This is a genomic window from Micromonospora sp. ATLC16, from assembly GCF_057196645.1.
In genome coordinates this window covers 1-15,507 of record NZ_JBXUOW010000096.1, presented here as the reverse complement: position 1 = coordinate 15,507, position 15,507 = coordinate 1, and the positions used below count along the sequence as shown (strand labels likewise).

Here is a 15,507-nt window from a genome sequence, read left to right as displayed (position 1 = left end):
CCCCACCTGAAAACCCCAAAAATCATCATGAGGTTTGCGACGCGTAAAGGTTACGCAGCCCCAAACCTCTTGATCAACTCAGCTCGTCGCGGTCACATGGACGCGATGTCGGCCTGCTTCGCGCGGACGGCCTCGGCGGCCTCCTTCAGTGCGGCCAGTTCGTCGGCGTCGAGGTCGGTCTCCACGACGCGCTTGACGCCCTCGGCGCCGATCTCGGCCTCGACGCCCAGGTAGACACCGGAAATGCCGTACTCGCCGTCGACCCAGGCACAGACCGGCATGACCTCGCCGGAGTCCTCCGCGACCGCCTTTGCCATCCGGGCCGCCGCCGCCGACGGGGCGTAGTACGCCGACCCCGTCTTGAGCAGCGCCACCACCTCGGCCCCGCCGTTGCGGGTACGCACGACCAGGTCCTCGATCTGCTCGGCGGGCATCACCTCGCGCAGCGGCTTGCCGTTCACGCTGCTCTGCGACGGCACCGGAACCATGGTGTCGCCGTGCGAGCCCAGGGTCAGCGTCTTCACCGACTTCACCGGCACCTGCAACGCCTCGGCGACGAAGTTGGTGAACCGGGCGGTGTCCAGCATGCCGGCCTGGCCGAGCACCCGGTTGCGCGGGAGCTGGGTGGCGATCTGGGTTAGCGCGGTCATCTCGTCGAGTGGGTTGGAGACCACGATGACGACGGCGTTCGGGGCGTACTTGGTCACGTTCTCGGCGACCTGACGGACGATCTTGGCGTTGGTCTCCAGCAGGTCCATCCGGCTCATCCCGGGCTTGCGCGGCAGCCCGGCGGTGATGACGACCACGTCCGAGCCCTCGATACCCTCGTAGCCCTCACCGTTGGGACCGGTGGTGACCCCGACGACCTTGGTCTCGAAGCCCTCCACAGCACGCGACTGGTTGAGGTCGAGGGCGATGCCCGCGGGCTTGCCCTCGATGATGTCGGTGATCACGACGGTGTCGAAGACGTCGTACTCGGCCAGGCGCTGCGCGGTGGTGGAGCCGTAGAATCCGGCCCCGACGACAGTGACCTTCTTACCCATGGTCGTCCCACTCCCTGATACCAGTCGGTTTTCCGGACCGTATCAGCCATCCTGGCACCGCTCGGGCCAGGGGCGGACGGTTATGGGCGTTCGGCCCGCTCCACGACATTGGTGAGCAACATGGCGCGGGTCATCGGACCGACCCCGCCGGGCATCGGCACCAGCTTGCCGGCCACCTCGGCGACCTCCGGGTCCACGTCGCCGGTGTAGCGGCCCTTGCCGTCGGCACCGATCACCCGGGTGATGCCCACGTCGACCACGACGGCTCCCGGGTTGATCATGTCCACGGTGAGCAGACCGGGTACGCCCGCCGCCACGATGACGATGTCGGCGGCCCGGGTGTGCGCGGCCAGGTCCAGGGTGCCGGTGTGGCAGAGGGTGACGGTGGCGTTCTCGCTGCGCCGCGTCAACAGCAGCCCCAGCGGGCGTCCGACGGTGTTGCCCCGGCCCACCACCGCCACGTTGGCGCCGCGCAGCGGCACGTCGTGCCGACGGAGCAGCTCCACGATTCCGCGCGGGGTGCAGGGCAGCGGCGCGTCGTAGCCGAGCACCAGCCGGCCCAGGTTGACCGGGTGCAGGCCGTCGGCGTCCTTGTCCGGGTCGATCAGCTCCAGCACCCGCTGTGTGTCCAGGTGCGCCGGCAACGGCAGCTGGACGAGGTAGCCGTGGCAGGCCGGATCCGCGTTCAGCTCGGCGATGACCTGGTCGACCTGCTCCTGGGTGGCGTCGGCCGGCAACTCCCGGCGGATGGAGGCGATGCCGACCTCGGCGCAGTCCCGGTGCTTGCCGTTGACGTACGCCTGGGAGCCGGGATCGGACCCCACCAGCACCGTGCCGAGCCCCGGCACGGCGCCCCGTTCCGCCAGCGCCTTCACCCGCGCCCGCAGCTCGTCCTTGATCTCGGCCGCGGTCGCCTTGCCGTCCAGAAGCGTCGCCGTCACGAGCAGATCGTCTCACGCCCGCCGCCACCGGCTCCCCCGACCTCGGCGACCCGACCGGTCGGCCGCCCGGCGAGCGTACGGGTGGCCCAGCGCGGTGCAGGGGTGGCAGGCCCGGACAACGAGATCATCAACCACTCTACGTAACGTGGTATTCATCACTTAGCGTCACAATTTGTGCAGCACCGTACCGCCATTCCGGACCGGAGGGCACGAAGGCGCGCAATCCGACGACCGTGCTGAGTTATCACCAGGTTCACCCAACCCGCGGCCGACGCTGCCGAACCGTGTCATATCGCCGCACCTCAGAGCGGTTATACATGGATTCGCGTAGCACGGGAGCCCGAGCCCGACAAGGCCAGCGGTCGCGTTCCGTTACCCCTTCGCAACCGCTACGTTGCCGATTCGCGGCATACGACCTACCGTTGCCGGCTGTTGCGCAGCGTCACCCAATGCCGGGCCCGACTGCGCAGCGTAATGGAGATGAGGAGGCTAGATGCGTGTTCGTAGGCTCGCCGCCTGGACCGCCCTCCCGCTCGCGGTGACCCTGGGCCTGGTGGCCTGCGGCTCGGGCGGCGACGGCGGATCCGGCGAGAGCGACCCCAACGCGGCCGTGCGGATCGAGATCGCCGAGCCGCAGCACCTGGTGCCGACAAACACCAACGAGACGAGCGGTTCCCAGGTGCTCGCCGCCCTGTTCAGCCCGCTTGTCGACTACGACGAGGCCCACAAGCCGTACGAGGTGGCCGCCGAGTCGATCGCGTCCGAGGACAACACCACCTGGACGATCAAGCTCAAGGACGGCTATACCTTCCACAACGGCGAGCAGGTGACCGCCGACAACTACATCGACGCCTGGAACTACGGCGCGTACGAGCCGAACGGGCAGAACTCCAGTTACTTCTACGAGAAGATCGCCGGCTACGACGACCTGCAGGGCGAGAGCCCGAAGGCCGAGACGCTCAGCGGGCTGAAGAAGGTCGACGACCGGACCTTCACCGTCACGCTCTCGCAGCCGTACAGCGAGTTCAAGTCGATGCTCGGCTACACCGCCTTCTACCCGCTGCCGAAGGCCGCGTTCAGCGCTCCCGGCGAGCTGGCCGAGGGCTTTGAGCAGGCGCCGATCGGTCAGGGTCCGTTCAGGATGAAGGGCACCTGGCAGCACGACGCCAAGGTCGAGGTCGAGCGGTACGACGCCTTCCCTGGCGAGCAGCCGAAGGTGGCCGGCGTCGAGTTCCGGATCTACCAGCAGTTGACCGCGGCGTACGCGGACGTGCTGTCGGACAACCTAGACGTGATCAAGACCATCCCGACGGAGAACCTCTCCACCGCCGGCAGCGATCTGGGTGACCGCTTCCTGCAGAGCCCGGCTTCGTCGCTGCATTTCCTGGCGTTCCCCACCTTCGAGGAGGAGTTCAGCAACCCGGACGTGCGCAAGGCGATCTCGATGGCGATCGACCGTGATGAGATCACTCGCTCGATCTTCAAGGACTCGCAGCAGCCGGCCCGCTCGTTCGTCTCCCCGGCCGTCGCCGGTTACCGGGAGAACACCGTCGGTGCCGCGGGCGAGTTCGACCCGGCCAAGGCCAAGTCGCTCTACCAGGCCGCCGGCGGCCCGTCGAAGATCACCCTGTCCTACAACGGCGACGGCGGCCACAAGGACTGGATCGACGCCACCTGCAACCAGCTCAAGGCCAACCTGGGCGTGGACTGCGTGGGCAGCGCCGAGCCCAAGTTCGCCGACCTGCTGACCAAGGTCAAGGCGAAGCAGCCGGTGGGCCTGTTCCGGATGGGCTGGATCATGGACTACCCGTCCATGGAGAACTACCTGGGCCCGCTGTACAGCACCAACGGCTCGTCGAACTACTACGGCTACAGCAACCCGGACTTCGACCGGCTGCTCGCCGAGGGCGCCAGCGCCCCCAGCGAGGAGGAGGCGATCAAGAAGTACCAGGAGGCCGAGGACCTGCTGGCCGAGGACCTGCCGGTCGTACCGCTGCGGTTCGGCCAGAACAACTTCGGCCACTCGACAAAGGTCAAGAACGTCGAGATGGATCTCTTCGACCGGGTCGACCTGGTCAAGATGGAAGCCATCCGGTAACACCCACACGGGCGGGTCGGGTCATCGCGAGGTGACCCGACCCGCCACGCGGTTCGCCCCTTTTCAGGGAGACTGCCAAGTATGTTCCGCTTCATCATGCGGCGTCTGCTCCAGATGGTCCTGGCCTTCTTCGGGACCACGCTGATCGTCTACGCGCTGATGTTCGCCGGCCAGGGCGATCCGATCCAGGCGCTCGCCGGGGAACGCCCGGTCACTGCCGCACAGCGGGCGTACCTCACGGACAAGTACCACCTCGACGCCACCGGGATCGGCGGCTTCTTCTACCGGTACTTCGACTACATCTCGAACCTGCTCCGCGGCGACCTGGGCGAGTCGCTCACCGGACGGTCGATCGGCGGCATCCTGGCCGCCGCCTGGCCGGTCACGATCAGGCTGGCTCTGATCGCCATCGCGGTCGCGGTCATCTTCGGCGTCACCGCGGGCGTCCTCGCCGGCATCCGGCGGGCCAGCATCTTCGACAACGCCACCCTGCTGCTGACCCTGCTGGTGCTCGGCATTCCGACCATCGTGCTCGCCCCGCTGGCGCAGTACTTCCTGGGCGTCAGGTGGCAGGTCTTCCCGCCCACCGCCGGCGCTGATCCCGACTTCTTCGCGCTGCTGCTGCCGGGCATCGTGCTCGGCTCGCTCTCCCTGGCCACCGCGCTCCGGCTGACCCGTACCTCGGTGGCCGAGAACCTGCGCGCCGACTACGTGCGCACCGCGCGGTCGAAGGGCCTGCCGAATCGGCGGGTGGTAAGCGTGCACGTGCTGCGCAACTCGCTCATCCCGGTGATCACCTTTCTCGGCGTCGAGGTCGGCAACCTGATGAGCGGCGCGATCATCACCGAGGGCGTGTTCAACATTCCCGGCGTCGGCTTCAACCTCTTCCGCGGCATCCGCACCGAGGACGGCCCGCTGGTGGTGGGCATCGTCAGCGTGCTCGTCGTGGTCTACCTGGTCTCCAACCTGGTGGTCGACGTCCTGTACGCCGTCCTGGACCCGAGGATCCGCTATGAGTGAGCACAGCGAGGTGGCCGCGTGAGCGACTTCGAGACGGTGGCGGCGTCGGAGAACCAGGCCGCGCGGCGTGGGCCCTCCGGGGAACCGGGCACACCGAACCAGGTGGGTCGGCCCCGCAAGCCGCGCAGCCTGGCCGGCGACGCCTGGCGCGACCTGCGCCGCAAGCCGATCTTCTGGATCAGCCTGACCCTGGTGCTGCTGGTGACCGCGATGGCCGCCGCGCCGGGTCTATTCACCAGCAACGACCCCGCCGACTGCGTGCTGTCCCGACAGCACGTGGCACCCTCCGGCGGCGCCATCTTCGGGTACGACTTCCAGGGCTGCGACACGTACGCCCGGGCGGTCTACGGCGCGCGGGCCTCGCTGCTGGTCGGCGCCCTGAGCGCGCTGTTCACCGGCCTGATCGCGCTGGTCGTGGGGATGCTCGCCGGCTACTTCGGCGGCTGGGTCGACGCGGTGCTCTCCCGGGTGATCGACATCGTGCTCGGCATCCCGCTGCTGCTGGCCGCGATCGTCCTGCTCAAGCGCATCGGCAGCGACAGCGCCACGGTACGCGTCGCCGCGGTCATCTTCGTGCTGGCGGTGCTCGGCTGGACCACCGCCGCCCGGGTGGTCCGTTCCTCGGTGATCACCGCCCGGGAGCAGGACTACGTGGCCGCCGCGCGGATGCTGGGTGCCGGCAACGGACGGATCATGTGGCGACACATCCTGCCGAACGCACTCGCCCCGGCCATCGTGGTGCTGACCATCGCGCTCGGCTCGTTCATCGCCGCCGAGGCGACGCTGTCCTTCCTCGGCATCGGGCTGCGGGAGCCGACCATCTCGTGGGGCATCGAGATCAACAACGGTCGGGTGCACATGCGGGAGTCGGCCACCCCACTGGTGGTCCCGTCGACCTTCCTGGCGCTGACCGTGCTGGCCTTCATCATGCTCGGCGACGCGATCCGCGACGCCTTCGACCCGAAGCTCCGGTGAGCGCGGTCATGCGAGCGCGAGGAGTGAGCGCAGCGAGCCCCGCAGTCGCGAGCGAAAGGCAGGCACCGCGAGCGCGAGGAGTGAGCGCAGCGAGCCCCGCAGTCGCGAGCGAAAGGCAGGCACCGTGAGTCAGCACGCCGTCCGGCCGACGCCGGCCTCGCCCACCCCACCCGACGGGCACCTGCTGGAGGTACGCGACCTGCACGTCGAGTTCCGCACCGGCGAGGGCGTGGCCAAGGTGATCAACGGGGTCAGTTACCACCTGGACCCGGGCGAGACGCTCGCCGTGCTGGGCGAGTCCGGCTCCGGCAAGTCCGTCACCGCCCAGGCCATCATGGGCATCCTGGACACACCGCCGGCCCACATCAGCTCCGGCGAGATCCGCTACTCCGGCCGCGACCTGCTGGGCCTGCCGGAGGAGCAACGTCGGCAGATCCGGGGCAAGGAGATCGCAATGATCTTCCAGGACGCCCTCTCCGCACTGAATCCGGTCTTCCCCGTCGGCTGGCAGATCGGCGAGACGCTGCGCCAGCGACTCGGGATGTCCCGCTCGGACGCCCGCCGCCGCTCGGTGGAGCTGATGGACCTGGTGCAGATCCCGGCGGCGGCGCGACGGCTCGGTGACTACCCGCACCAGTTCTCCGGCGGCATGCGGCAGCGGGTGATGATCGCGATGGCCCTGGCGATGGAGCCGAAGGTGCTCATCGCCGACGAGCCCACCACCGCGCTGGACGTCACCGTGCAGGCCCAGATCATGGATCTCCTCGCCGACCTGCGGCGGGACCTGGACATGGCGATTATCCTGATCACCCACGACCTGGGTGTGGTGGCCGACGTCGCCGATCGGATCGCGGTCATGTACGCGGGCCGGATCGTCGAGCACGCCGACGTCCGGTCGCTGTACCGGGCGCCCGCCCACCCGTACACCAAGGGTTTGCTGCACTCGATCCCGCGCCTGGACCAGCGGGGCGGAAAGCTGTCCACGATCCGTGGCCTGCCGCCCAACCTGATGCGGATCCCCAGCGGTTGTCCCTTCCACCCGCGGTGCCCGTACGTGCAGCAGGTCTGTGTGGACGTGATGCCGCACCACCTGGTCCTCGGCGACGGCCGGACCAGCGCGTGCCACTTCGCCCAGGAGGTACGCGATGACCGCACCGGCTAGCCCCGCCACGGTTCGTGGCGAGACCCTCCTCGACGTCGACCACGTGGTCAAACACTTCCCGATCGCGCAGGGCGTGGTGTTCAAGAAGAAGACCGGTGCGGTCAGGGCCGTCGACGGGGTGAGCTTCCAGCTGCGCCGGGGCGAGACGCTGGGCATCGTCGGCGAGTCGGGATGCGGCAAGTCCACTCTGGCCCGGCTGCTGATGCGGCTGGAGAAGCCGACCGCCGGCCGTGCCACCCTGGCCGGCCGGGACCTGTTCGCCGCCTCCGGCGGTGAGCTGCGCCGCATCCGGCGCAACATGCAGATGGTCATGCAGGATCCGTACACCTCGCTGAACCCACGGATGACCGTCGGCGACATCATCGGCGAGCCGTTCGAGATCCATCCGGATGCGGCCCCGAAGGGCAGCCGCCAGCAGCGGGTCCAGGAACTGCTCGACGTCGTCGGGTTGAACCCGGAGCACATCAACCGGTATCCGCACCAGTTCTCCGGTGGCCAACGACAGCGCATCGGCATCGCCCGGGCGTTGGCGCTGCGACCCGAGGTGATCGTCTGCGACGAGCCGGTCTCCGCGCTGGACGTCTCCATCCAGGCGCAGGTGATCAACCTGCTGGAGGAGCTTCAGGACGAACTGGGCCTGTCATACATCTTCATCGCGCACGACCTGTCGGTGGTGCGGCACATCTCCGACCGGATCGCGGTGATGTACCTGGGCCGGATCGTGGAGATCGGCACCGAGGACGAGATCTACGACCGCGCCACCCACCCGTACACCCAGGCGCTGCTCTCCGCGGCACCGGTGCCGGACCCGGACGCCCGGGAACACCGCAGCATCATCCGGCTGCGCGGCGACGTGCCGAGCCCGGCGGACCCGCCGAGCGGCTGCCACTTCCGCACCCGGTGCTGGAAGGCCCAGGACATCTGCGCCACCCAGGACCCGCAGGCGGTGCCGCGGGCCGCCGACCCACACCCCTCGGCCTGCCACTTCGCCGAACTCCGCCCGGGACGGTGAGCCCGCACCTCCCTCCCCAGTGGATACTGCGGTAGCGAAGAAGCACCCGATGACGGATGGCGAGCCTCCGCTCACTCACTAGGGTCTACAGCCGTGACGCAGGTGGCACTACGACCGACGCCGGGCCCCACGGTCGGGGTCGCCGCGACGAACAGTCGGATCACCAGGCGATTCGTGCAGGCAGCCGTGGCGGTCGCCGCCCTCGGCACCGCCTGGTACGTCGCGAACTTCACGGTCGGCGCCGGCACCGAGGCGCTCGCGTACACCTTCGTTCCCGCCGGTGGGTTCGTCGCCGCCGGGTCCGTCGTGCACCTGCTCCGCCACGCCGGCCTCGACCCGGTCACCCGACGCTTCTGGCGCGCGCTCCTCGTCGCGGCGGTCACCATCACGATCGGGTACGGCTGGTTGGCCTTGGACATGCTGACGCACGCCGCCGAGGCCCGTACCCGGAGCATGCCGTTGCCGGCGGCGGCCTGCGTGGCGATCGGATTCGTCGTGGCCATCTGGGCGGTGGGCCGGGTGCCGATCGCCGAGACCGGCGGTGTCGAGCGGTGGCGCGTTCTGCTCGACCGCACGATCGCGTTCCTCGGCTGCGCGGCACTGCTCTGCTACGTCGGGCTGGCCCCGATGCTGACCGCTGACGAGCCGTGGAGCCGGCAGGCGATGGCGCTGGTCGGGCTCGCCTTCCTGGTCGCGGTCGGCGCCGCGACGAAGGTGTCCTTCGTGGCCGGTGGTCCGGTCGATCGCGTCGCCCTGCGATTCGTCGCGGCCAGCGGCGGCGTCACCGCCGGGATCGTCGCGGTGCTCTCGGTCCGGTACGGGTACGTCGCCGCCATCCCCGCCCAGGCGATCGTGATGCCGCTGACTCCGGTGTTCTTCACGCTTGGCGTCAGGGCGCAGTGGCGGGCCGATCTCGGTGTCCGCCGCGATCAGCGCGATCGGACCCGCAACGGCGTCCTGCTGCCGTACCTGGCGATGGTGGCGGTCGACGTGCCGCTGCTCGCCGTCGCGTTCGGCGCTCCCCTGACCTGGCCGGTCCGGGTGGTCCTGGTCGCCGCCGTGGTGGTGACCGCCCTGGTCAGCGTCCGGCAGTTCATCGCCTATCGAGACAACGCCCGGCTGCTGCGCAACACCCGCATCCAGGAGGAGCGCCTCCAGCACGAGGTCAGCCACGACGGCCTCACCGGGCTGGCCAACCGGGTGCTCTTCCGCGACCGGCTCGCGTCCGCGCTCACCGCCACGGCCCCCGCGTCGGTGCTCCTGGTCGACCTGGACGACTTCAAGACCGTCAACGACCTGCTCGGGCACGGCGTCGGTGACCGGCTGCTCGTCTCAGTCGCCCAGTTGCTGCGCGCCGAGGTCGGCGACGAGGGCCTGCCGGTACGGGTCGCCGGTGACGAGTTCGCCGTGCTGCTCACCGGCGCGGACGCCGACCCCGAAGAGTTGGCTGCCCGGCTGCTGGCCGCGCTCGACCAGCCGATCAGTCAGCACCGCCTGCTGGTGCAGGCCAGCATCGGCATCGCCGACGCCCGGCCCGGTGCCACCGTCGACTCGGTGCTGCGGGACGCCGACGTCGCCATGTACACGGCCAAACAGCGAGGAAAGGCGAGCTTCGTAAGGTACGTGGACGGCATGGGCGAGCCGGTGCTGGCGCACATGCGGCTCGGCGGCGAACTGCGGCGGGCCCTGGACGCCAACGAGCTGCGGGTCGTCTACCAGCCGATCCTGCGGCTCGACGACAACTGGTTGGTGGGGGTCGAGGCGCTGATCCGCTGGCATCACCCGGCGCGCGGAGTCGTCGGCCCGGCCGAGTTCATCCCGGCCGCCGAACGGACCGGTCTGATCGTGCCGCTGGGCCGGTTCGTGCTGCGCGAGACGTGCCGCCAGGCGGCGGCGTGGTCACGGGAGTTCGGGCCGGACGCACTGCGGGAGGCGGGCGTGAACGTCTCCGCACGGCAACTGCACGATCCCGACTTCGTCTCCGACGTGACGGCCGCGCTGGCCGAGAGCGGGCTGCCCTGCGAGCGACTGGTCCTGGAGGTGACCGAATCGGCGGTGCTCCGCGGTCAGCAGGTCTCCCGAACCCTCTTCGAACTCGACCGGATGGGCATCCGCCTGTCGCTTGACGACTTCGGCACCGGCGAATCGTCACTGAGCCTGCTGCGGGCCTTCCCGGCCGCGATCGTGAAGCTCGACAAGTCCTTCGTCGACGGTATCGAGATCGACGACGGACAGGCAGCGGCCGCCGACGCCCGGCAGGCGGTGGCCCGCGCGGTGATCCAGCTCGCCCACGCGCTCGGCCTGGAGACCGTCGCCGAGGGCGTCGAGAGCGCCGAGCAGGTGGCGGTGCTCCGCACCCTCGGCTACACCCGTGGCCAAGGTTTTCACCTGGCCCGACCGATGACCGCCGAGGGCATCTCCGGTCTCCTGGCCCACCAGCAGACCCTGGGTTCGGTCCAGACCTGGGCTAGTGGAAGAAGTGGCGGGTGGCGGTGAGGTACATGGTGACGTCGGCCTGCTTGCAGGCGGCGATCACCTCCTCGTCGCGGATCGAGCCGCCGGGCTGGACGATCGCCCGGACGCCCGCGTCGATGAGGATCTGCGGGCCGTCGGCGAACGGGAAGAAGGCGTCCGAGGCGGCCACCGCGCCGCGCGCCCGGTCGGTGCCGGCCCGGCTGACCGCGAGGCGGGCCGAGTCGACCCGGTTGACCTGCCCCATCCCGACGCCGACGGTGGCGCCGTCCTGGGCCAGCAGGATCGCGTTGCTCTTCACCGCGCGTACCGCCCGCCAGGCGAAGGCCAGGTCGGCCAGGGTGGCCTCGTCGGCCGGCTCACCGGCGGCCAGCCGCCAGCTGGTCGGGTCGTCGCCCTCGGCGTCGATCGCGTCGCGTGACTGCACCAGCACGCCGCCGCCGACCTGCCGCCACTCGGTCGGACGGGGCTGGAAGGCGGGCGCACGCAGCAGCCGGATGTTCTTCTTGGCCTGGAGCGTCTCCACCGCACCGGGTGCGTAGTCGGGCGCCACCACGACCTCGGTGAAGATCTCGGCGATCTGCCCGGCCAGTTCGACCGAGACCGGACGGTTGACGGCGATCACCCCGCCGAAGGCGGAGACCGGGTCGCAGGCGTGCGCCTTGCGGTGCGCCTGCGCCACGTCCGCGCCGACGGCGATGCCGCACGGGTTGGCGTGCTTGATGACGGCCACCGCCGGCTGGTCGGCGAAGTCGTTAGCGGCCCGCCAGGCGGCGTCCGCGTCGACGTAGTTGTTGTAGGACATCTCCTTGCCGTGCAACTGCTCGGCCTGAGCCAGCCCGGCCGGGCCGGCCGGGTCGGCGTAGAGGGCGGCGCTCTGGTGCGGGTTCTCGCCGTAGCGCAGCACCGCCTGCCGGCGCATCGCCAGGCCGACGAACTCCGGCATGCCCTCGGCCGCCGGGGCGACCGACGAGGCGAACCACTCGGCGACCGCCACGTCGTACTCGGCGATGTCGGCGAAGGCGCGGGCGGCCAACGCCCGGCGCTGTGCCAGGGTGAAGCCACCGCCGTCGAGCGCGGCCAGCAGCATCGGGTACGCGCCCGGATCGGTGACCACGGCCACCGAGGCGTGGTTCTTGGCCGCCGCCCGCACCATCGCCGGGCCGCCAATGTCGATCTGCTCGACGCACTCGTCCTGGCCGGCGCCGGAGGCGACGGTGTCCTGGAACGGGTACAGGTTGGACACCAGCAGGTCGAACCCGGCGATGCCGTGCGCGTCGAGCTGGGCGGTGTGCGCGTCCTTGCGCAGGTCGGCGAGGAGCCCGCCGTGAATCGCCGGGTGCAGGGTCTTCACCCGCCCGTCGAGGATCTCCGGGAACCCGGTCACCCGTTCCACCGACGTCACCGGTACCCCGGCCGCGGCGATCGTCGACGCCGTGCTGCCGGTGGAGACGATCTCCACACCGGCGGCGTGCAGCGCCTGGGCCAGGTCGGCCAGGCCGGTCTTGTCGTAGACGCTGACGAGTGCCCGCCGGATCGGGCGACGCCCGTCCTGGATGGAGTTCACGCCGACCATGACCTTTCTTCCAATGATCGTCCAACCGTCACGGAGCAGCCGGCCCACCTGCTCGACAAGCTGGCTCCGTTCCGCTTCCTTGATGCGCTCGGTGAGCGTGTCGACATCGTCGTCGTCCCCTACCGGCACCGCCACCTGCGCGACGATCGGCCCGGTGTCCATGCCGGCATCGACGAAGAAGAGGGTCGCCCCGGTCACCTTGACTCCGTAGGCGAGGGCGTCACGCGGGCCGTGGATGCCGGGAAACGCCGGCAACAGGCTGTTGTGCGTGTTCAGGTACCGGTCGCCGAAGGCGGCGAGGAAACGGGGACCGACAAGCTTCAGAAACCCGGCCGAGATGACCAGGTCGGGCCGGTGCTCGGCGACCCGCGCGGTGAGCGCGGCGTCCCACTGTTCGCGGTCCGGGTGGTCCTTGACCCGCTCGACGAAGGTCGGCACTCCCGCGGCGACGGCCCGGTCCAGGCCGGCGATCCCGTCACGGTCCGCCCCGACCGCGACCACCCGCGCCCCGTACGCCGGGTCGGCGGTCGCGTCCAGCAGGGCCTGGAGGTTGCTGCCGGAGCCGGAGACGAGGACGACGACACGGGCGGGCTGGTTCACCGGCACACCCTATCCGGCCGCTGGCCGGCGCCCATCCGCTGGGCGGCGCGGCGTGCGTGACCACCGAACTGGCCGAAACCGGGTACGCTGCCGGTCGCTTGGGACCGGTCTATGTCCGGTCCCGCACCCGTCAGCGAACGACCGTGAGGAGCACGTCGTCATGCAGCCCGAGTACCAGTCACAGCCACCGCAGTCGGTCGACAACAACATGACAATGTCGATCGTCGCGATCTTCCTGTTCTGGCCGCTGGCCATTCCGGCGATCATCAACGCCTCGAAGGTCAACCCGCTGGTGGAGCAGGGTGACTACGCCGGCGCACAGGCTGCGGCGGCCGAGTCGAAGAAGTGGTCCAAGTGGGCCCTGATCGCCGGTATCGCCTGGATCGTGCTCGTCCTGGTGTGCTGCCTCGGCGGCGGCCTGCTGGGCTCGATGAGCGGCAGCAACGCCAGCGGTTACTGAGCACCGGATGCAGCCCGGTCAACCCGGTCAGGACCCGTACGGCCAGCAGCCGCCGTACGGGGATCCCACCACACCCCAGCCGGCCAACCCGTACGCGCCGCCCCCGGCCAACCCGTACGCGCCACCGCCGGCCAACCCGTACGCCCAGCCGGCCGATCCGTACGCCCAGCCGGCCGATCCGTACGGTCAGCAGCCCCCGGCCGATCCGTACGGTCAGCAGCCCCCGGTTCCGGGTCAGCCGGAGGCTCCGCCCGCGCCCTACGATCCGTACGCGCCGCCGGCCGGTCCGCCACCGGCCGCCGGGCAACCCCCAACGTACGGGCAGCCTAGTTACGGGCAGCCGGGTTACGGGCAGCCTGGTTACGGGCAGCCTGGTTACGGTCAGCCGGGCTACGGTCAGCCCTACGCCGACCCGTACGCCCCGCAGCCCTACGGCGGCACGCCGATGTACCCGCACGCCGGCTTCACCGGCGCGCAGGGGCAGCAGAACACCCTCGGCCTGGTCGCGATGATCTTCGGTATCGCGTCGATCCCGCTGAGCTGCTGCTACCTCGGCATCCCGCTGGGGTTGGCGGCACTTGTCACCGGCTGGCTCGGCAAGCAGAAGGCCAACCAGGGGCTGGCCGGCAACTCCGGCCAGGCACTCGCCGGCCTGATCTGCGGCGCGGTGGGGCTGCTGCTGGGCCTGCTACATATCGTGGTGGTGGCGCTGAACGTCGGCGGTTCGCTGTATCCCTGACCGGGGACCCGACCACCGCCAGGGGCGTCCCGGAGCCGTCCGGGACGCCCCGAACGCATCAGAAGCACCCCGACTCCTCCCCAATCCCCTACCTACCGGGCCCCACCGCCTCCCGCGCGACGATGCACGGACGACATCGGGGAAGTTGCCGCCTTGCTCACCCTTGCAAGCCACAACATCGGGGATCCTGCGGTCTCCCGGCGCGGGGGGGTGCGCCGAAGGGCGGGAGGTGCGACGGGAAGCTCAGGGCGCGAGCCGGGCGAGCCAGCGGCTGGCGGCGGCACCGAGCAGCGCGCCGGCACCGGTGACCAGCAGCGCCGCGAGCGCCACCTGCCAACCGACCGGCCCGACATCCGCCAGCCGGCCACCGCCCAGCGGCCCGCCGGACGCCCTCGCCGCCGCGCCCAGCAGCAGGCCGGCGACCGGTCCGGCGAGCGCCGCCGGCACGAGCAGCCGCCGCCAGGACAGGGGTTTCCGTTCGGCGGTGGCCAGGCGCAGCAAGCGGCGCGCGAGCAGCCAGCCGGTGGCCATACCCACGAGGACGGGCAGGGCGAGTACGGTGACCGCGCCGAGCCCGTCGACCGGCCCGCTGGGCAGGCCGGCGAACAACGGCAGAGCCGGTAGCGGGCCGACCGACACCTCGCTGGTGCGTACCGCCGTGTCGGTGCCGACCGCGAAGCCGGGGCCGAGCAGGTAGCTGGCCGACCACACGCTGACGTTGGGCGCGTACGCGAGGCTGACCAGGGTGATGCCGGCCTGACCGGCGACGCCGGTTTGATAGGCGCCGATCAGGTCGGCCGCGTCACCACCACCGGTCGCCACGGCCAGCCCCGCCACGGCAGCGCCCGCGCCGAGCAGCACCAGGGCGGCGGCCAGGCCGGCGCGTACACCCTCACGCAACGGCATCGGCGTCTGCGCGGCGAGGACCTCCGCCACCCCGGTCGTACGGGCGGCACCGGCACCGGCGGCCAGGGTGCCGACAATCACCAGCGTCAGCCCGGCACGTACCGGCGACGCACCGGGGCCACCGGCACCGACCAGGATGGCGGCGAGCGCCCCCAACAGCCCGTACGCGACACCGACCGCCGTCGCGGCCGCGAGCGTACGGCCCGACGACCGGCCGCCGCGGGCACCGATCGCGCGGCTGGCGTGCACCCCGGCCCGGGTGAGCCGCCACACCGCCAGCGCGGTCACCGCGAGTGGTGCCAGGCCCAGCGGGCCGGTGGCCGTGGCCAGGGGCACTCCGTGGCCGAGGAGCCAGCCCGCCGCCCCCGCACGGGCGGCGTCGAGCAGGCTGCCGGCCCCCTCGCTGAGCTGGAACAGCCAGAGCGTCAGCGCCACCGGAAGCCAGGTGGTGACGGCCGCCCCGCTGGCGGCGACCAGTGCGGCGACCGCGAGCGGCGCGTGGC

At 70.6% G+C, this 15,507-nt stretch carries 12 protein-coding genes and 1 pseudogene; 8 read left to right on the top strand and 5 right to left on the bottom strand.

Annotation, left to right across the window (positions count from 1 at the left end; translation table 11 throughout):
* Positions 1-92 precede the first annotated feature (92 nt).
* Together AC2CHE_RS24890 and AC2CHE_RS24885 are read right to left on the bottom strand one after the other, a co-directional pair.
* Positions 93-1,043, bottom strand: a complete 951-nt coding sequence (locus AC2CHE_RS24890) for a malate dehydrogenase (protein ID WP_484507277.1) — start codon at positions 1,041-1,043, stop codon at positions 93-95.
* Between the two features lie 80 nt (positions 1,044-1,123).
* Positions 1,124-1,984 carry a bifunctional methylenetetrahydrofolate dehydrogenase/methenyltetrahydrofolate cyclohydrolase gene (locus AC2CHE_RS24885; protein WP_484507276.1) on the bottom strand — a complete coding sequence of 287 codons (861 nt, stop codon included), beginning with the start codon at positions 1,982-1,984 and terminating at the stop codon, positions 1,124-1,126.
* Positions 1,985-2,477: 493 nt separating this feature from the next.
* On the opposite strand from AC2CHE_RS24885, the gene AC2CHE_RS24880 reads away from it, so the two are divergent.
* The 6 genes from AC2CHE_RS24880 (at position 2,478) to AC2CHE_RS24855 (ending at position 10,747) form a co-directional block, all read left to right on the top strand.
* On the top strand, positions 2,478-4,082 hold the full coding sequence (locus AC2CHE_RS24880; RefSeq protein WP_484507275.1) for a peptide ABC transporter substrate-binding protein: 1,605 nt from the start codon (positions 2,478-2,480) through the stop codon (positions 4,080-4,082).
* Between the two features lie 81 nt (positions 4,083-4,163).
* The gene (locus tag AC2CHE_RS24875; protein ID WP_484507274.1) at positions 4,164-5,102 is read left to right on the top strand and encodes an ABC transporter permease; all 939 of its coding nucleotides are present in this window, start codon (positions 4,164-4,166) and stop codon (positions 5,100-5,102) included.
* Positions 5,103-5,120: 18 nt separating this feature from the next.
* Positions 5,121-6,077: an ABC transporter permease gene (locus tag AC2CHE_RS24870; RefSeq protein WP_484507273.1), complete on the top strand. Its 957-nt coding sequence runs from the start codon at positions 5,121-5,123 to the stop codon at positions 6,075-6,077.
* A 124-nt stretch (positions 6,078-6,201) separates the two neighbouring features.
* A complete protein-coding gene (locus AC2CHE_RS24865; protein ID WP_484507272.1) occupies positions 6,202-7,239 on the top strand; it encodes an ABC transporter ATP-binding protein in 1,038 nt (345 codons plus the stop codon).
* On the top strand, positions 7,223-8,251 hold the full coding sequence (locus AC2CHE_RS24860; protein ID WP_484507271.1) for an ABC transporter ATP-binding protein: 1,029 nt from the start codon (positions 7,223-7,225) through the stop codon (positions 8,249-8,251). The genes AC2CHE_RS24865 and AC2CHE_RS24860 overlap by 17 nt, the downstream gene beginning before the upstream one ends.
* Before the next feature lie 93 nt (positions 8,252-8,344).
* A complete protein-coding gene (locus AC2CHE_RS24855; RefSeq protein WP_484507270.1) occupies positions 8,345-10,747 on the top strand; it encodes a putative bifunctional diguanylate cyclase/phosphodiesterase in 2,403 nt (800 codons plus the stop codon).
* Here the strand turns inward: AC2CHE_RS24855 and purH are convergent.
* Entirely contained in the window at positions 10,719-12,290 is a 1,572-nt protein-coding gene (purH, locus tag AC2CHE_RS24850; RefSeq protein ID WP_484507278.1) for a bifunctional phosphoribosylaminoimidazolecarboxamide formyltransferase/IMP cyclohydrolase, read from the bottom strand. The two genes, AC2CHE_RS24855 and purH, sit on opposite strands and share 29 nt — an antisense overlap.
* 3 nt (positions 12,291-12,293) lie before the next feature.
* Positions 12,294-12,905, bottom strand: a pseudogene (purN, locus tag AC2CHE_RS24845) (phosphoribosylglycinamide formyltransferase); the annotation flags it as partial.
* Between the two features lie 154 nt (positions 12,906-13,059).
* Here purN and AC2CHE_RS24840 point away from each other — a divergent pair.
* On the top strand, positions 13,060-13,359 hold the full coding sequence (locus AC2CHE_RS24840; protein WP_484507269.1) for a CD225/dispanin family protein: 300 nt from the start codon (positions 13,060-13,062) through the stop codon (positions 13,357-13,359).
* Positions 13,360-13,366: 7 nt separating this feature from the next.
* Positions 13,367-14,098, top strand: a complete 732-nt coding sequence (locus tag AC2CHE_RS24835) for a DUF4190 domain-containing protein (protein ID WP_484507268.1) — start codon at positions 13,367-13,369, stop codon at positions 14,096-14,098.
* Positions 14,099-14,341: 243 nt separating this feature from the next.
* Here the strand turns inward: AC2CHE_RS24835 and AC2CHE_RS24830 are convergent.
* A partial coding sequence (locus tag AC2CHE_RS24830) for a cell division protein PerM (RefSeq protein ID WP_484507267.1) occupies positions 14,342-15,507 on the bottom strand: 1,166 nt, incomplete at its 5' end.